Consider the following 18085-nt stretch of genomic DNA (forward strand, 5'->3'; position numbering starts at 1 on the left):
AAATAATTAAAGACTTTTCTCCGCCTCCCGGGTATACTGACTGTACTATTCCACATCATACAGTTTCCGAAAGGAGACGGAACCATGATCCAACTCAATTACCGGGACGCCCGGCCCATCTATGAACAGGTGAAGGACGGCCTGCGGCATCTGGTGGTAACGGGAGCCCTCCAGGCGGGAGACAAGCTGCCCTCAGTGCGGGCGCTGGCCTCCTCCCTGGCCATCAACCCCAACACCATCCAGCGGGCCTACGAATCCCTGGAGCAGGAGGGCTACCTCTACACCGTGGCGGGAAAGGGCTCCTTTGCCGCTCCCCAGGCGGATGTGAACGCCGCACGGCGGGAGGGGCTTCTGAAGCAGTTTGACGCATCGGCGGCGGAGCTGCTGTTTTTAGGCATGACGCCGGAGGAGCTGGCCACGCGGCTGGAGGAGGCCGCCGGCCGCAGGAAGGCCAGAGAGGAGAGAGGACTATGATCGAAGCCAAGAATCTGGTCAAAATCTTTGACGGATTCCGGGCCCTGGACGGGCTGACCATGACGGTGCCCAAGGGGTCCATCTACGGACTGGTGGGACCCAACGGCGCAGGCAAGTCCACCCTGCTGCGTCACGTCACCGGCGTATACCGGCAGGACTCCGGCTCAGTGCTGCTGGAGGGCAACCCCATCTATGAAAACCCGGCGGCCAAAGCCCGCATTGCCAACATCCCTGACGAGCTCTACTACTTCCTGTCGGCCTCCACCCGGGATATGATGCGCTTTTATAAGGGCTTCTACCCCCGGTTCGACCAGGCTCGGTACGAGGCGCTGAAGGACGTATTCTCCACCGTAAATGAGAAGCAGGCTATCCGCCGCCTGTCCAAGGGCATGCAGAAGCAGGCGGCTTTCTGGCTGGCTCTGTGCTGCCGGCCGGAGGTGCTGGTGCTGGATGAGCCGGTGGACGGCCTGGACCCGGTGATGCGCCGGCAGGTGTGGAGCCTTCTCATGGGGGACGTGGCGGAGCACGGCACCACGGTACTGGTGTCCTCCCACAACCTGCGGGAGCTGGAGGACGTGTGCGACCATGTGGGAATTCTGTCCCACGGCAAGGTACTCATTGAGCGCTCCCTCTCCGACCTGCAGGAGAACGTGGTAAAAATGCAGGTGGTCTTCCAGGAGCGGGAGATGCCCAAGCTGCCGGAGGACCTGGAGGTGCTCCATGTGTCCCAGGTGGGCCGCATCCACACCCTGATCGTCCGGGGCAACGCCACCGAGGTCACTAACCGGCTGGCCGCCTTCGCCCCCATTCTGATGGAGGCTCTGCCTCTGACCCTGGAGGAGATTTTCATTTACGAGCTGGGAGGTGAGGACTATGCGGTCCGCGACATCGTACTTTAATTTTACCCTGTTCTGGAAAAACCTGTCCCGCTTCTGGCCCATCTGGGGGCTGTATGGGCTGCTGTGGCTGATGCTGCTGCCGGTGAACATCCTGGTAAACGGGGAATATATGAGCCGGGTGGATACCCGCGTCATCCCCCTGAGCTTCCTGACTGGCTATCTCAGTACGGCTGCCGCTCTCTCTTTCTTTTTCGGCATCCTCACCGCTATGGCGGTGTTCTCCTACCTCTATTCCAGCCGCTCCGCCGCCTTCCTCCACTCGCTGCCCATGCGGCGGGAGGGCCTGTTTCTCACCAACTACCTGTCGGGCCTGGCCTTTCTGATCGTGCCCAATGTGGTGGTCTTCCTGGCGGCGGTAGTAGTGGAAACTGCCTTCGGCATCCTGGTGTTCAGCAGCCTGTTCACCTGGCTGGTGGTGGTCAGCATACTCAACCTGTTTTTCTACTCCTTCGCCGTATTCTGCGGCATGTTTACCGGCCACATTCTGGCCCTGCCCGCTTTTTACGGCATCCTGAACGTGCTGGCCGCCGGGCTGTGCTACCTGCTCCAGAACATGGCCAGCCGCTTCCTCTTCGGCTTTACCAGTGCCGCCTGGATGGAGGACGTAGCCACCTGGCTCACCCCCATCCTGTACCTGGGCTATCACACCACCATCGACTACGGCAACGAAAATACCGAGGCCTGCTTTGTGGGCCTGGGCTACGTGTTCCTGCTGGCCCTGGCGGGGCTGGTCTTTGCCGGCCTGGCTCTGGCGGTCTACCGCCGCCGTCAGCTGGAGAGCGCCGGGGACGTGGTGAGCGTTGGCTGGGTGCGCCCCGTGTTCCAGTACGGCGTGGCCTTCTGCTGCGCCATCGCCCTGGGCACCATGTTTGACAATATTTTCTCTTCTATGCTGCCCAGCAGCGCCTGGGTTCTGCTGGTGTGGATGCTGGTCTGGGGCGCCTTCGGCTGCTTCGTGGCCGCCATGCTGCTGCGCAAGAGCTTCTGGGTGTTCAAGCCCTGCTGGAAGGGCTGCGCCGTATTCCTGGCCTGCCTCACCGCCGCCATGTGCCTAATGGAGCTGGACGGCTTTGGCTTTGAGACCCGGGTACCCGACACCGCCCAGGTCAAGTCGGTCTTTATTTCCGATATAGAGACCCACCCGGACGACAACCTGCACTGGACCACTTACGGTATCAGCGACCCTGAACTTATCGAGGCCGTGACGGAACTTCACCAGCGGATCGTGGAGGAAAAGGGCTGGCTGGAGGAGACCGCCGATACCCGGACCAGCAGCTGGGTTTCCGCTGAGAGCGACGGTCTGGATCTCCAGACCGAGGGCGGTACCGATCTGCGGCTCAAGTATGTCCTCAACGACGGCTCGGTGATGGAGCGGTACTACTACCTGCCGGTGACAGAGGAGACTCTGACCGATCCCAACTCCCCCGACGCCATGCTCCAGGCCCTGCTCAACACGCCCGGCCTGTCGGAGGAAATGTACCTGGGCGGCGTAGAGGAAAGCGACCGTCTGGTGGACGCGGTGCTCACCAACGTGTGGCAGGCTGGCACATCCCAGGGCTACTATACCGAGGAGTATCTGCCCGCCGAGGCTCTGACCGAGCTGGAGGAGGCAGTCAGGGCCGACCTGGCCGCCGGAAACCTGGGCCGGCGCTATCTGCTGGAGGACCGGGAACGGCTGGAAAACTGCTGCTACTGCGACCTGCAGCTCACCTACCGGGTGGCGGACACCATCAAGGGAAGCACCAGCAGCAAGAATCCAAGCACCGCCCCCGCCGGCACTGCCCAGCAGGCCAGCACCTATACCATTACCATTACCCTGCAGAAGAGCGCCACCAACACCATGGCAGTGCTGGAGAAATACGGATTCGACCCGGATACCATGCTTCTCTCCCAGGCCCAGCGCCAGCTGGAGTCTGCCTCCTGATTTCCTTACCCCTGAATAAAAAACGGCCGCCTTTAGCCGGGTGGTCGTAAAACAGTAAACTCAAAAAATGGTGAAAACCTTGAGTTTTCAAGGGGTGCGGCGTGACTTCGGTCACGCCGTTTCCTCTTTCATCAGCTCATTCAGCGGGATGAAACCCAGCCCGTCATACTTGATGTGGATGTGCTGCACACGCTTTCCGCTGGATTTGTCCGGTGCATCCACATAGATAGCTGACACCAGCTCCCGCAGAGCGTAGCCGTCCAGCTCGTCGATGCCCACATACTTGTGCGCCGTCTGAATGAACTTCTCAATGTTTTCGTTCTGTCGTTCCTGTACTTCAATTTCCTGCCGCAAGGTGATGCACTCGGCCTCCAACTGCTTCTGCTCCGTTTCATAGGTCAGGCTCAGCATATCGAATCGGTCATCGCTCAGCCGCCCGCTAGCGTTGTCCTCGTAAATCCTGATAAACAGCCGTTTCAGCTCGGCAATGCGGTTTTCGTTCCGTTCCAACCGTTTTTTGCGGATGCGGATCTGCTCACTGCTTTCCAGCCGGAGTTGTTCCTCCATCACTGCACGGAAATGTGCCTCATGCCGCAGAATGTAACCCGTCACAGCCTGAATGTGTTTCAGGACCAGATGGCTGAGTACGGTTTCCCGGATGTAATGAGTACCGCACTTGTCTTTGTGCTTCCAATGGAGAGAACAGTCGAAGAACGCGCCCTCCGGTCGGTAATTGTTGGTCGCCCCGTAATACAGCTTCTCGCCGCAGTCGGCGCAGTACACCAGCCCGGAAAAGATACTGCTGCGGCCTGTGCGGGTCTTGCGGTGCCGCTGCTGGCGAACCTGCTGTACCTTCTCAAACACGGCTTCCTCGATGATGGCCTCATGTGTATTGGGGAAGATGGCCTGCTTCTCAAGGGGATTGTCCCGCTGTTTCTTGTCCCAGATGGAGTTGGTATAGGTCTTGAAGTTCACCGTACAGCCCGTGTACTCCCGCCGTTCCAGAATCGCCACAATGGTACTGCTGTGCCAGTCGCAGGGGTCCTCCGGTTTCTTGTTCGGGGTCTTGATTCCCTGCAAGGCCCTGTATGCGGTGGGTGTCAGCACCTTGTCCGATTTCAGTTGGTTGGCGATCTGCATGGGGCCACGGCCCTCCATGCACATAGAGAAGATACGCTTCACCACATCAGCGGCTACCGGGTCAACCACCCAGCGGCGGGGATTCTCCGGGTCTTTCACATAGCCATAGGGCACATTGGTGGTCAGGGGTACGCCACGCTCACCTTTGGCTTTTTGGACGGCTCTGATCTTGCGGCTGGTATCCCGGGCATAGAACTCGTTGAACCAGTTCTTGATGCCCGCAAAATCGTTGTCCACCCGGTTCGGGTCAATGGTGTCGTAGTTGTCGTTGATGGCGATGAAGCGGACGCCGTTCTGTGGAAAGGTGAAGTTGGTGTAAAGCCCTGTCAGTGCTGAGTTGCGGCCCAGCCGTGAGAGGTCCTTGGTGATCGCCACGGCCACCCGCCCCGCCTCGATTTCGGCCAGCATGGCCTGAAAGCCGGGACGGTCGTAGGTCACGCCGCTTACACCGTCATCCACGAAAAAGGTTGGGTTGGGGAAGTGATGCTCCCTGGCGTATTGCAAAAGCATGGCCTTCTGATTTTCGATGGACAGGGATTCGCCAGCCCGGTCATCCTCCTGAGACAGTCGGCAATAAAGGGCGGTCATTTTATCTGTTGCTCCGTACATTTCTGTATCCTCCTTTGGTGGAGCAACTGTCAGTACAGGATTGGTTGGCTCTATTGTACCAAGATTCTGGTTGTTTGTCATTCTGAATCCTCCATCTTTTCAGCAAACTTTCTGGATGTGATGCGTTCCAGCTTGCGGACAAAGTTTTCCGTCCCCTCATAGCTTCCTGTCACAACGTAGGTGGTGCCGTGGATGACCTCGGTGACGGTCAATTCGGGAATCCAGAAAGCGGAGAGATTCTTCACATGGATATGGCCGTCCTCGCCCCAGAAGAATCTGCGCTCGGTTTTTTCAGACGGCAGAGACTCCGGCTCGGAGAAATAATATCCCTCCGGGTCGAGTTGGTGTTCAAATTTCGATTTCTCTTCCATAAGTACCTCCTGATTTTCTGTAAGAATTAGTGTTCGATTTCCTGCTTTTTCTGCCGCACAGCGGCGTTCTGGCGCTCCTGCTCATGTTGCACTTCATAGATGTTGTAATGGATGCCCCAGAGCTTTTTCACGTCCGCATACAACGGTGTAAGCTCCGTCTGCAAATCCCTGTACTCTGTTTCCAGACGGGCCTTTTCCTCACGCCATGCGGTAGCAGGCAGCTTATCGTCCACCACTTGTCTTTTCAACTTGCGCTCAGCCATGTAGAACAGGCGAAGCGTATCGTCGTGTTCTGCCTTGTACTTCTGGCGGGATTTCTCAAAGCGGATGGTTTTCAGCTTGTCCGCAACGGGTTTTCCGTCCTCGTAGTAGTCCGCCATGCGAAGCAGCTCGTCCAGTTCCTTGATGCGGGCCTGCTTCCCGGATGCCGACTTTTTCAGCGTGTCGATTTTGTCCTGCATGGTATGCAGAGCTGCGTCCAGATCGTCAGCAGTGTAGAGGCCTTTGGTTTCCAGATAGCTGACTGCCTCAGACAGCCTTTTCAGATTGGCGATTCTGGCCTTGCTGCTGTATGCGCCCTTGTTGCGGTTGTCATAGTAGGCGGACAGCAGCTCCACCAGTGTAGGCGGCTGGGGCTTGGACAGCTCAGCTTTTATTTCTTTCAGCCAGTCGATCAGAGCGACAATTTTCTGTTTTGCCTCCCGGAACATGGCGTTGGTTTTCCTGATCCAGCGGTTGAGATCGCCCTTGTTGGTACGGATACCCTTGGCCTCCATCGCCCGGACAGTCGGCCCCTCGTGCTGGGTGGGTATTTGCTCCACACCCTGACGCTCATAGCTGCGGTGGTCGATGCGGCAATCCAAACCTTTCTCAGCAAATCTGGTATTGCAGAGTTGCGCCCATTGTTCACGCCAAAACTCCAATGTCTCCGGCTTGCCCCAATCGGTGGTGGGGACGGCGTTGAACACATAGTTCCCGGCCTCATCCCGGATACGCTCACCCTGTTCGTCCAGCACATATTCCCGCCGCTGCTTGTTGCCCCATTTTCCGTCCGGCTCGATAGGACGGATGGGACACATGACATGAAAATGCGGGTTCTGGATGCCGCCGTCCTTCTTATCCGGTTGATGAATGGCATAGTCCGCCACCATGCCCCGGCTCACACACTGCTCCAACAAAAAATGCCTTGCAAGCTCAATGTTCTCCTGCATGGAAAACTCGTTCTGCAAGGCAATGTCAAAACTATATGCAAGCTGGGCTCTCTTTCCACGTTCCACTTTCTCCACGGCGTTCCAGAGTGTTTCCCGGTCAGAGAAAGAGGGCGGGGCTTGGGGCGGCAGCAGGATTTCCGAACAGATCACGCCGCCCTTGCGGGTGTAGTCGCTGTCCTCGCCGTAATACTCGCTGTGCAGCTTTTCGCCGGAGCGATAGGCGGCAGCAGCCACGGCAGACTGTCCGGCGCTGCGCTTGATCTGGGTTACGTGAAAATGGAATAATGCGATGGCCAATCACCCCCAAACTCATTTTTGTTGTGCTCGTTGACGGCCTCCATGAGCAAACCCTTGACCTCTGGCAAGGCGAGGGCTTTTTCCGCAAAGGCGTAAAATTCGGTTTCGCTCAACACCTTCGCCAACGGGACTACACTCTCCACAGCGGCTCCACGAGTAATCAACCTGTGCGCCCGTTTTCGGCGGTCACCCTTTTCATAGTAGACGGCACGGTTTTCAAGCTGCTGCTGTTTGTGCCGGAGCTGGGCAAGCTGGCGCTCATTGGCGGCAATCTCGGCTTTCAGTTCGGGGACGGTTTTCTGTTTTGTCATAGTGCATGACCTCCTTTTTGATGGGATGGATGGGATGAAAAAGACCGCCTACATTTTCGGTAGACGGTCTGACTGACAGTATGAGATTTTCAGACTTTGCGGTGGGAACTGTCTGCTGAAAGCAGATTGTTCCCGCTGCAAAGTGCGCTGGGATAGCTGCGTAAGCAGCGCAAGGGAGGCACTCCCTTGTTCGGAACGAAGTGACGCAAAACAGCCCAGACTTCAATTGTCCGGGCTGTTCGCTCCGCAGGACGCACAATACAGGGTTTACCCTGTATAGAAGTGCGCCATTAGCAATGGAGAAATCGACCGCTACTTATCGTCGTCTGCACCGATGCGGGCTTAATATCCGAAGTGACAAGAATTGTCCATCTATTCCACTGCTCGTGTGTTTGATTTATAGTGATCTTCCTATGCCGTTTACGGCGTTAGATTTTCGAAATCTGTTTGTGTTCAATCACAGAAGAATCTCTTAAATGCTTATTTCGCAGGATCTATCGTGACATAGACAGTCAGCTTATTCTGCCCCACATCGATCCAATCCATGGGCTGGGTACAATCATAATCGTAGTACAGCTGATAGCCCTCCATGGCGTCAAATTCCACCTCCGTGGACTTATCCACATGGAAAGCCTGTTCCTCGGAATTCTCTTTTCCGGGATTGATGATCACGTTCAGATAGCAGGCGTCCTCCGGGAACAGAATATTCATAGCCGCCTGCTCCTCCATGAGCCGGGGTTCATCGTAGAGAATATTGCTGCGGGTCACGGAGACTACGCTGCCGTCCTCTGCACTATGCTCCGTCACCTCCATGCCGGTGATGAGGCCGGTCGCATCGTCGATAAAGTAAATGACCTCGCTGTTGATTCCTGTCAGACCATTCTGCCTGGCGGCGGTCAGGGTGGTGGTTCCATACTCCGTGCTGTCAGCCTTGTCCGCCACGGTCTCATAGTCATATAGCTGACGCGCCAGCCAGCGGTCAGACACCATGGCTTCATACTCAGACGCCGAGCACAGCGTCATCGTTTTCAGACCGTCTTTTTCGCAGGTATACAGGGCACCGGGAACGTCATCGTTGATGTATCCCGCCTCGCAGTATACGACCTGGTCAGCATCATCGTACTGTTCGTAGTCATACCACAGGCGGCCATCGGAACTGACGAATTGACTGACAGTCTTATTCTGCCAGTTGTTCTCCCCGTCCCAGGTCTCGGAGACGCAGGTCACCGCGCTGTGTTCCTTCATAATCATGGGGATGCTGTTGCTGTTTCGAAGGTCTGTGATCTCCGGATCATCCTGTCCACTGATGGGCATAACGGAAGCGTTGGAGACGTCGGCTACTTTTCCATCCTTGCAGGTAACATTCAGCGCCCGGATTTCCTCCAGCGCATCATCCCTGGCATAGGTGAAAGACACAACTGTCTCGCCGTCTCCCAGCGCCCGGAAGCTGGCAACAAAGGTGCCGTCATTGTCCTCCTGCGTGAGCAGTTCCAACAGGGTGGTGTCGTCGATGGTAAAGTTCCAAATGAATCCTTCCTTTTCGGCGGGAAGGCGGATGGTCAGAATGCCTGCTTCCTGATCAATTTCATACCAGGTGTCGGATGTTTGTTCTTCCAAGGAGCTTCCGTCAGCTTTTCCTTCACTGGTGTTCTGTCGGCCGCACCCTGCCAGCAGCCCTGTCACGCAGGCGAGAGACAGGATCAGGGCAAGTATCTTTTTTGCGTTGTATTTTTCTTTCTGAATCATATCATGTTACCTCGATTCTATATGTCGATCCATCAGGGAATCCAATAGCGGATGATCTGCACCACCTGCTCCTGCCGGACAGTGATGACCGTGTTATAGCAGTTGAAGGGCGTTTCACTGGCCTGAATAGCCGCAGGGACGTCCTCATACTCATGAACCAAGCCGTCAGGCTCCTGTTCCAGGTCGGCGTGATCTTCAAAGGTGCAGTCGGTAGATAGGGGCAGGGTGATCGTTCCCAGATCATAGTAGATCGGATGGTCATCCATTGCGTAGGTGCGGTACAGACCGTCATCCTCAATCAGCTCTACGCCGCCGCTTTCGATGCCGCCGTTGATGATGACAGTGCCGTTATCCCGCCGGATGCTCTCAACGGTCACCGGCTTCTGACAGACCTGGATCTGGTCGCCTTCTTTCAAACCCTGAATATCTTCCAGTTCATAGCGGTCATAGTCATAGATCTCCGCGGTTAGGGAATACCCATCCCCGGTTTTGACAAGGTCCGCTGCCGTGAAGTCCGCAGAGTATCCGCCGTCGGCAAAGGCGTCCTCCACACTTTCCATCGGATACAGCGGCATGACGTACCCCAGCTTCTCCACAATGGTTTGGGCAGTGTCCAGCAGCATCTGGGCATCGCTGCCACCGACAACACACCACTGCGTCTCGGCCTCCGGAGCATACCAGCCCACCCAGGCCGCATCCTCGGACTTGCGCAGCTGGACGGAAACATCTTCGCCGCTCCAGTCCAGGCTCTCCGTCCAGTCAGCATAAATACCGGAGATGTCCTGGGGCTGCTCTGCCTTTAAGGCACGACAGTAGTACGACTGTCCGCCCTGTTCAAAATTGACTTCGGCCATTTGCTTGTCGCTTGCCCCTGTGTCGATCAGGTAGTAGGAGGTGCCGGAGGCACTGTCCGGCAGGGGGATGGAGTATCCAAGCTGCTGAAACTCAGCTGCGCTGGATTCGTGCATGGGGTTTGCGATCATGCCCAGTTGGTCGGTGCCTCGGTGGGATAGGGTGATGGCAGTTACAGCTACTGCAAGACAGGCGGCAATCGCCCCGGCTCTGTACAGCCAGGACCGTCTCTTTTTCATAGGCTGCTGAGCTTCCTCCAGCAGATCATCGTCCACGGCGTTCATCCATTTTTGAAAACGAGTTTGATTCATAGGCTGATCCTTTCTTGTTCCAGTTCCGTGCGCAGCCGTTCCCGCGTGCGGAACAAGGATGTCTTAACCTTTGCTTCGCTGACACAGCATTCTTCCGCGATCTCCCGGATGCTCTCTCCATACCAGTAGCGGCGCAAAAAGAACACGCGGGCCTCAGCGCTCTGACGGCGCAGGAAGCCGTTCAGCACCCGGCGCAGCTCTGATGCATCCAGTTCTGTGTCCGGATCGCCCTGCCCGGTAGCGATCCAAGGTTCCAATTCCTCAAAAGCGTCGGTGAGGGCTGTACTGCGTTGGGCAGCAGTATTGTAGTTATAACGGTCCAATGCCAGATTCCGGGTGATGCGGGCCAGATAGGCCCGCAGAGAGCGGGGGCGTTCCGGCGGGATGGCATTCCAGACACGAAGGTAGGTGTCACTGACACACTCTTCCGTGTCCCTGGGGTCAGTCAGGAGCCGCTGGGCCACACTGCGGCACAGCGCACCATATTTCTTCTGGGTCTGGGTAATGGCTTCCTCACACCGCTGAAAGAACAACTGAATGATCTGCTGGTCTCCCATGGTGGCTGAAAGTTGAGCTTTCTTTGTTTCGATTTGTTCCATAGTGTTTCCCCCGGTACTTGAAGCGGCTTCATCCTATTAGACGGCACCATATCCGTTTTCGTTTCAGAAGTCAAGTGGAATATTTTTGGGCTATTCCAAGTTTAATGTAAGATTATAGATGATCAGAATAAATTTCCTGTAAGGCGGGCACCTTACAGGAAATTTCCGCTTTATCGTTTTTCCGCTTGTTATGTTTCGGTTCTTACAAAGAGATCCTTGAGAATTTGCTCTGGCACCATGGTCATCGTTTGCCCTTTTCATCGGCATAAGCTTCATCCACGTTCATTTTATTCTTCAGGGCTGTATTCCAATATGTCACCCGGCTGACATTGCAGCACGTCACATATCGCAGCCAATGTAGAAAACCGGATGGCGCTGATATGCCCGTTCTTCATCTTGGAAAGGTTCACATTTGCAACGCCGACTTTCTCCGACAACTCATTCAGGCTCATTTTCCGGTCCGCCATTACGCGGTCCAGCCTTAAAACAATATGTCCCATTGTCCGCCCCCTTACAGCGTTTCATCCGATTCTTTTTGGAGCTGAATCCCGTACTTGAATACAGTCACCAAACACATTGTTACGGCGAAAGCAATTAAGACGCCCCACTGAATGCTGATCCCGGTGTCTCTTCCGGCAGACAGGAAAGCGGTAGACAGCGTTTCACCAATGGTGGCAAACAGCGCAACGGGAAGAAGAGAAAAACCGAATGCTCTCATCTTTGTCACAAGTTCTTCGCAGAACGGAGATTCACACTTTGCAAGCACCGCAAACAGTCTTTTCAGCATAAACAGAGCTGCGGCAGCAGAAGCAGCAAACAAAGTCGCGAAGATAAGGACTGACACCAAATTCGCCGAACGGTACTCAGCAGGCGATGACGTGGCTTCGATCACTTTTGTGTTTTCTTCGGAATGAATTTTGGCGGAAGAAAATGACTGGTTGAAAAATGAGAGTTCCATATTGAAATCCTGATCTTCAGGAGGAATAATCTTATTATTTCCACCGCTCAGCATTGCCTCGGGGCTTACGTCCCCCGCACAAGAAAAACCATCTGCAAGAATGTCCCACAGGGAATCGAAATTCTTTTCGTTGATCCTGAATTCGGCATGATTGGTAACGCGAACTGTTAGCGCATTCTTTGGAAGCGTAGACACAAAAATTGTAGCTACACAGCTCGCTGCAGCCGCTAAGATTGCTATGACCATTAAGACTGTCATTGCAATCTTGCCCACTTTGCCGAACTTGTGGAAGTTTGAAAGAGTTTTAGAATTCATAAGAACGCCTCCTACGCAAAACATAAATTATTTAACGTTTATCGTTATGTTTGCAGTATATACCGATACATATGCTTTGTCAAGAGATTTTTAATGTTTATCGTTAATTATTTTATGCTATCTTGAGACAAAAGCGGGTCATATTAGCTATCGATATACTTTATTCCGCATAGCCACAAGCTGCCTGTCCTCGTTCTGATCTTTGCTTGATACACGGATATAGCCGTAAGCAGGTCCTGCGATATTACCTCACCTCCCGGCGCTTCTGCCAGACTAAATCATAGCCCAGCACATCGGCCAGCTCCACGGCCTCAGTGTACCGCAGGGAGCCGCGCCGCAGCTTGCCGGACAGGTTGGGGACGCTGCTGCTCCAGCCGTGTTCGTCGGCCAGCAGCTCCACCACCTCCGTCATGGTCATGCCCTCCCGGGTAATGTAGGATTTCACTTCGTTGCGGCAGTTTTTTGCTTTGTTTCTGCTCATATTTGTAATCCCTTCTCCTTTTTGGATTCGCTCTGTGGTAGAATGGATGTGCTGGATGGCAACAGCCATTTGCCGCAGAGCGTTGTTTTGTTGTGGACGGCCATCCGCTGGAATTGCCGCCCGTATATCCCTGTTCACAAGGGACACCTATCGTTTTTGCTGTTCTGCTTGCCTTTTTGTAGTTCGGTGAAAACGCACACGGAACGGCGTGCTGTGTTCGCTGCCCGGTGCATCGCTGATTGATATGGGCAACGGCACAAAAACAGCGGGTTCTTCGCTGTTTTCACATGGTTTGAAAATAGCTGTGGTTTTTTGCCGCTTTTCCCGAACTCGTTCCTGCCCGGAGGATCGCTCCCGGCGTTCCCGTCCCCATTGGTATGCTCGCGCTTTTGCGGTCATGGCAAATACTTCGCCGGGGGACATATCCCATTCGGACAGTCATTCGATTTTCAAGGTTCAGGTGTTGTTACAGGTACAGTTTAACGAAAAAATACGCTCTTTCCCGTATATCCAAGAGGTTGGAAAAGAGCGCAAAACAGGCTGGATTTCCACGCTTAGAGACAGAAAGAAGGAGGGACATGCCATGCAGGTGAAACTCACCATACAGGAGCGATTGAAGGATTTGCGAGTGGAACGGGGCCTGACGCTGGAACAGCTTGCGGAGCAGACCGGGCTTTCCAAGTCCGCCCTCGGCAAATATGAGGCAGACGATTTCAAGGACATCAGCCCATTCAGCATTGTCACGCTGGCGAAGTTCTACGGCGTGTCCACGGACTATCTGCTGGGTATGACAGAAACGAAAAATCACCCAGACACAGAGCTGGACGCTCTGCATCTGAGTGATGATGCCATAGAAGTATTAAAGGCGGGACAGTTCAATCACCGGCTGCTGTCTGAAATGCTTTGCCACAAAGATTTTCAGCGTATGATGCTGGACGCAGAAATCTATGTGGACAGGATCGCTGATATGCGGATCAACGATATGAACGCCATGCTGGAAGCAGTACGGAAGATGGCCCTGATGAAGCAGGACGGACAGGACGATCTTGCCACCCGGACATTGGAGCTGGCCCAGGTGCGGGAGGATGACTATTTCGGTCATGTGCTTGCCGACGATCTGAAGGCGATCCTCCGTAACATTCGGGAGGAACACAGCAACGATACCACAACGGCAGACACACCCTCTATTGCAGAGGAAGTTCAGAGCCAGTTGCAGGATGCCATGAACTTTGAGTGCAGTGACGCTGAGAAACAGGCAAGGATATTCCTTACGACATTCGGCATTGACTACGACGCCATTACCAAGGAGCAATTCATCAATCTCATCGAAGTGTTAAAGTTGTCCAAACACATGAAAAGCCCAACTAACCAGCGTGGCAAGGCACTGCCATACCAGCCGCATGGAAAAGGGAAACGGAAACGCAAATAAACAGAAAAACACGCCATACTCAGCCTTTGAAGCTGAATATGGCGTGTTTTTTCGTTGACCAATCCCGTCTGACAGATGCTCATTTCGTGTTATTTGGCTAACACTGTTTTACGAACACCTGCCCTTTGGCGGCCGTTTTTTTGGAAAAAATTAACCCACGTTCATTACACTTCCTGTCTGCTATGTTATATTGTTACATAGTTATAGGCCTCCTATAGAGGTCGTCTTCTGCAAAGAGAGGAAGATCCATATGAAACGATGCTTTAGTCTGCTTTTGTCTTTTGTTCTCCTGTTTTCCCTCCTCCCCGGCACCGCTCTGGCATCAGGCCAGGACAAGGTCCTGGCCTCCGGTACCATTTCGCTGGCCGGCGGACTGGCCGGCGGCGATTACTCCGGTATTATTATGCTGGAGCCTATGACGGATGGTGAAGCTTTCTCAACACGGTTCAACTTCACCGGCACCTCCTGCAGCTATGAAATTTCCTCGTACCAGGAGGTCACAGGTACTTTCTACCTCTCCTTCACCGTCCATGATGGTTCCGGCGTCATCTGCAACTGGCCCTATTATTATGTGGAGGGTGGTACTGCCACTACCGACCGAAAGAAAGCCACGCCCTTTACCCTGGACGGTACGGGGACGCTCTCCGTCGATCTCACCATCCCCAAGCCCCAAGTCATCAGCGGCAGATTGGTTTCCTCTGACGGCGATCCGGTGATCTGGGACCCGGACTATACGCCCTACCTTAACCTGCAGGCCGCCGACAAGGGCGACACCAGGGCTGTTGAGATGACGGTGGATGCCCAGGGAAACTGGTCTGCCTTGGTGGACCCCGACTATCATGAGCAGGTCAAGCTCAGCATTTACATCTACTAGGATGTGCAGACCAATATCCTGCCCAACTCCAGCTATTATTACAGCACCAGCGAACACACGGTCACCACATCAGGGGAAGCCACGCCCATCACCCTGAATGGCGGGGACATCTCCGGTCTGGATCTTTATGTGGATACCGGCTGGCTTTTGACCGGCCAGATCCATCTGCCCGAAGGCGGCTATATCGAAGACGGAGAGGTAAATGTCAACATTTCCCTGCAGGACGAAGACGGCCACTATGTGGGTTCCAACGGGTCCGGTACCGTTGGGCCGGACGGCGGCAGCTATTTTATCACGGTACCCAAGGAGGAGGCCACCTACCGTGTAGTGCTCCAGCCCATGGCTTCCCTTCCCGCCGGGGTATCCAGCAACATCTATTGGGCGGACAACCTGACTCTGGACCCCGTTCTCATTACCGGCAATACCTCCGGGCTGGACTTTACCCTGGTCAAGGCCGGGGCTCTGATCACCGGTATCGTCTACCGGCCGGAGGGCTTCGAGGGCGCACTCAATCTGACGGTAAACGCCCATATGCAGCGGGAATCCTCTGTGGTGTCCTACAGCGCACATCCCTGCATTACGAGGTATCAGGACATCGCCCAATTCACCATCGCTGTCCCCGAATCAGAGACCGCCAGAGCGTATCAGCTCTCCTATTATATCGATAATTCCGTCTCCGGCGTCCTTACCGGCCGCAACATCTACCTGGACCAGGACGGCAGCCTGACCACTGACTTCAGCCAGGCGGGCACGTTCTCTCTGGATCAGCCCACGACCCACGAATTTACCCCCCTGACCCAGCAGCCCTTTGTCACCGGCAGGATCTACTGCCCGGAGGAGCTGGACAGGACGATGATCTTCGTGGTGGACTATCGGCCTGCGAACGAGCTCTCCACCCTTGAAATGTCTCCCACGGCGGTGGAGGTCATGGTGGGACCCAACTACGGCCAGCAGGACGAGGATGGCCGCTGGTACAGCACCTACTCTCTGTCCGGGCTGGAGCCGGGCGACAGCTACCGGCTGGGATACTACTCCAATGATACCAGTAATCTCATAGACACCAACTGGCATTACATCAATGAAGATGGCTCTGCCGTCAGTGCCGAGAAGGACGCCACGGTATACACCGTTCCCGCTTCGGGGTCCAGCACCCTGGACTTCACCCCCATTCTGTGGAGCGCAGGCAGCGAGAGCTATGTGCTGCAAAGTGAGCACGGCATCAGCAGCCTGCCTCAGACCGCCGTCTATACCTATACCTATCCCGACCCCACCGTGGAAAAGCTGCGGGTGACCTTCTCTGCCCGCACGGACATGAATCTGACGGTAAACGGAGAGGCCTGGTACTACCAGTCCCAGGCCGGACAGACCCTGGAGGTGGATGGCGATACTCTGAGGGTAGAGCTGGCTGCGTTTACCTACTCTGCTAACAAGTTCGGCTTCGCTGTGGAAAAGGTGGAGGCCGTGGGCGGTTCCTCCGCCCCCCAGACCGGCGCCACGGCGGTGTACACCCCCTCCGGCAGCTCGGACGAGGCTATTCTGGGCGGCGTAAAGGCCGGCGATCCGGTGCGGGTGACCCTGGTAGGTCAGCCCACCGGTGAGCAGCACGAGCTGCTGGGCGCTCTCTATGATGAAAAGGGCATTTTGCTTGACTTTGTGCAGGTACCGGTGACCTTTACGGAAAGCGGCTGCACCACCAGCCTGAGCTTCGAGGAATATGGCGGCGCCGTCACGCTGAAGATCTTCCTTGTAGATGAAGACCTGGCGCCTCAAATGGAAAATTGCGCCTTTACGCAGCAGTGACCGCATGCACGGGGCTCCCGAAACCGAGGGGTTTTGGGCGCCCCGTGTTGCCTTTTGATAATACTCGTCAAAATTATGAAAACAATTGCGGGAAATATGAAAAGAATAGCCAAAAATCCCCCGGTCATGCAGTTGCTTTTTTTTAAACGCAGAGGTATAATCTTGCTTGAAGGGTGTTTTTGCATGGGAAAATCCAAAAAATCATCTGGAGGTCTATGTACATGAAAGAAGTCTATGTCGTCAACTGCTGTCGTACTGCTGTTGGCTCCTTCGGCGGCAGCCTGAAGGACGTGCCCGCCACCGACCTGGGCGCCACCGTGGTGAAGGAAGTCCTGAACCGCGCCGGCGTGAAGCCCGAGCAGGTGGACGAGCTGATGTTCGGCTGCATTCTCACCGCTGCTCAGGGTCAGAACCCCGCCCGTCAGGTGGGTGTGAAGGCCGGTCTGCCCTACTCCGTCCCCGCCTACACCGTGGGCATGGTGTGCGGCTCCGGCATGAAGAGCGTCATCGAGGGCGCCCGCGCCATCCTGGCCGGCGACGCCGATATCATCGTGGCCGGCGGTACTGAGAATATGTCCGCTGCTCCCTTTGCCCTGCCCAATGAGCGCTGGGGCGCCCGCATGGGCGACAAGAAGGTCGTCGATACCATGATCAAGGACGGCCTGTGGGACGCTTATAACAACTATCACATGGGCACCACCGCCGAGAACATCGCCGACGTGTGGGGCATCACCCGCGAGGAGATGGACGCCTTTGCCGTGTCCTCCCAGAACAAGACCGAGGCCGCTCAGGCCGCCGGCAAGTTCGTGGACGAGATCGTCCCCGTGATGGTGAAGAAGAAGAAGGAAATGGTGGAGTTCAAGGTGGACGAGTTCCCCAAGGCCGGCGTGACCATGGAGAGCGTGTCCAAGCTCCGCGGCGCCTTCCCCGTGGGTCCCGAGGGCGTGGAGGACGAGATCGTCCATACCTTTGAGGTGACTCAGGTCCATGAGGCCGACGCCAAGCAGCATGTCCAGCGCGTCACCGCCGCCAATGCCTCCGGCATCAACGACGGTGCCGCCGCCATCCTGCTGGCCTCCGGTGAGGCTGTTGAGAAGTACGGCCTGAAGCCCATGGCCAAGCTGGTAAGCTGGGGCCAGGGCGGCGTGGATCCCAAGATCATGGGCGTGGGCCCCGTGCCCGCTTCCCGTCAGGCTATGGCCAAGGCCGGCCTGAAGATCGAGGACATCGACCTGGTGGAGGCCAACGAGGCCTTTGCCGCTCAGTCCATCGCCGTGGCCCGTGAGCTGGGCTTCGACATGGCTAAGGTCAACGTCAACGGCGGCGCCATCTCCATCGGCCACCCCGTAGGCGCTTCCGGCGCCCGCATCATCGTCACCCTGCTGCACGAGATGCTCAAGCGTGACGACGCCAAGAAGGGCCTGGCCACTCTGTGCATCGGCGGCGGCATGGGTGTTGCCACCATCTTTGAAAAGTGTTAAAAT

17 protein-coding genes are annotated in these 18085 nt (G+C 55.6%); 7 read left to right on the top strand and 10 right to left on the bottom strand.

The window, feature by feature from the left end:
• The first annotated feature begins 84 nt into the window (after window positions 1-84).
• From ACTNB1_RS08040 to ACTNB1_RS08050, 3 genes are read left to right on the top strand one after another with little or no spacing between them, the layout of a single operon-like run.
• On the top strand, window positions 85-474 hold the full coding sequence (locus tag ACTNB1_RS08040; protein WP_441168735.1) for a GntR family transcriptional regulator: 390 nt from the start codon (window positions 85-87) through the stop codon (window positions 472-474).
• On the top strand, window positions 471-1373 hold the full coding sequence (locus ACTNB1_RS08045; protein WP_441168736.1) for an ABC transporter ATP-binding protein: 903 nt from the start codon (window positions 471-473) through the stop codon (window positions 1371-1373). Before ACTNB1_RS08040 ends, ACTNB1_RS08045 begins: the two co-directional genes overlap by 4 nt.
• Window positions 1348-3297 carry an ABC-2 transporter permease gene (locus ACTNB1_RS08050; protein WP_441168737.1) on the top strand — a complete coding sequence of 650 codons (1950 nt, stop codon included), beginning with the start codon at window positions 1348-1350 and terminating at the stop codon, window positions 3295-3297. The genes ACTNB1_RS08045 and ACTNB1_RS08050 overlap by 26 nt, the downstream gene beginning before the upstream one ends.
• A gap of 111 nt (window positions 3298-3408) precedes the next feature.
• On the opposite strand, the gene ACTNB1_RS08055 is transcribed toward ACTNB1_RS08050, so the two are convergent.
• The 10 genes from ACTNB1_RS08055 to ACTNB1_RS08100 form a co-directional block, all read right to left on the bottom strand.
• Window positions 3409-5046 carry a recombinase family protein gene (locus ACTNB1_RS08055; protein ID WP_441168738.1) on the bottom strand — a complete coding sequence of 546 codons (1638 nt, stop codon included), beginning with the start codon at window positions 5044-5046 and terminating at the stop codon, window positions 3409-3411.
• A 77-nt stretch (window positions 5047-5123) separates the two neighbouring features.
• The gene (locus ACTNB1_RS08060; protein ID WP_302667444.1) at window positions 5124-5417 is read right to left on the bottom strand and encodes a hypothetical protein; all 294 of its coding nucleotides are present in this window, start codon (window positions 5415-5417) and stop codon (window positions 5124-5126) included.
• Between the two features lie 26 nt (window positions 5418-5443).
• Complete coding sequence (gene mobQ / locus ACTNB1_RS08065; protein WP_441168869.1) at window positions 5444-6919, bottom strand: MobQ family relaxase; 1476 nt, start codon at window positions 6917-6919, stop codon at window positions 5444-5446.
• The gene (locus tag ACTNB1_RS08070; protein WP_325208225.1) at window positions 6895-7236 is read right to left on the bottom strand and encodes a DUF3847 domain-containing protein; all 342 of its coding nucleotides are present in this window, start codon (window positions 7234-7236) and stop codon (window positions 6895-6897) included. The genes mobQ and ACTNB1_RS08070 overlap by 25 nt, the downstream gene beginning before the upstream one ends.
• Before the next feature lie 480 nt (window positions 7237-7716).
• Window positions 7717-8982, bottom strand: a complete 1266-nt coding sequence (locus tag ACTNB1_RS08075) for a hypothetical protein (protein ID WP_441168739.1) — start codon at window positions 8980-8982, stop codon at window positions 7717-7719.
• Window positions 8983-9014: 32 nt separating this feature from the next.
• Window positions 9015-10145 (bottom strand): hypothetical protein, encoded by a 1131-nt coding sequence (locus tag ACTNB1_RS08080; protein ID WP_441168740.1) that lies wholly within the window; start codon window positions 10143-10145, stop codon window positions 9015-9017.
• Window positions 10142-10744: an RNA polymerase sigma factor gene (locus tag ACTNB1_RS08085; RefSeq protein ID WP_052084494.1), complete on the bottom strand. Its 603-nt coding sequence runs from the start codon at window positions 10742-10744 to the stop codon at window positions 10142-10144. Before ACTNB1_RS08085 ends, ACTNB1_RS08080 begins: the two co-directional genes overlap by 4 nt.
• Window positions 10745-11031: 287 nt before the next feature.
• Complete coding sequence (locus ACTNB1_RS08090; protein WP_033120704.1) at window positions 11032-11244, bottom strand: helix-turn-helix domain-containing protein; 213 nt, start codon at window positions 11242-11244, stop codon at window positions 11032-11034.
• 11 nt (window positions 11245-11255) lie between these two features.
• On the bottom strand, window positions 11256-12017 hold the full coding sequence (locus ACTNB1_RS08095) for a hypothetical protein (RefSeq protein ID WP_441168741.1): 762 nt from the start codon (window positions 12015-12017) through the stop codon (window positions 11256-11258).
• Window positions 12018-12261: 244 nt separating this feature from the next.
• Complete coding sequence (locus ACTNB1_RS08100; RefSeq protein ID WP_033120706.1) at window positions 12262-12498, bottom strand: hypothetical protein; 237 nt, start codon at window positions 12496-12498, stop codon at window positions 12262-12264.
• A 208-nt stretch (window positions 12499-12706) separates the two neighbouring features.
• Here ACTNB1_RS08100 and ACTNB1_RS08105 point away from each other — a divergent pair, with 208 nt between their 5' ends.
• From ACTNB1_RS08105 to ACTNB1_RS08120, 4 genes are all read left to right on the top strand, one after another.
• The gene (locus ACTNB1_RS08105) at window positions 12707-13927 is read left to right on the top strand and encodes a helix-turn-helix domain-containing protein (RefSeq protein ID WP_441168742.1); all 1221 of its coding nucleotides are present in this window, start codon (window positions 12707-12709) and stop codon (window positions 13925-13927) included.
• Window positions 13928-14177: 250 nt separating this feature from the next.
• Entirely contained in the window at window positions 14178-14801 is a 624-nt protein-coding gene (locus ACTNB1_RS08110) for a hypothetical protein (protein WP_441168743.1), read from the top strand.
• Between the two features lie 3 nt (window positions 14802-14804).
• Complete coding sequence (locus ACTNB1_RS08115) at window positions 14805-16601, top strand: hypothetical protein (protein ID WP_441168744.1); 1797 nt, start codon at window positions 14805-14807, stop codon at window positions 16599-16601.
• 221 nt (window positions 16602-16822) lie between these two features.
• Window positions 16823-18082: an acetyl-CoA C-acetyltransferase gene (locus ACTNB1_RS08120; protein WP_441168745.1), complete on the top strand. Its 1260-nt coding sequence runs from the start codon at window positions 16823-16825 to the stop codon at window positions 18080-18082.
• The last annotated feature ends 3 nt before the right edge of the window (window positions 18083-18085 follow it).

Source organism: Flavonifractor sp. HCP28S3_F3, assembly GCF_052065355.1.
Lineage (GTDB): Bacteria > Bacillota > Clostridia > Oscillospirales > Oscillospiraceae > Flavonifractor.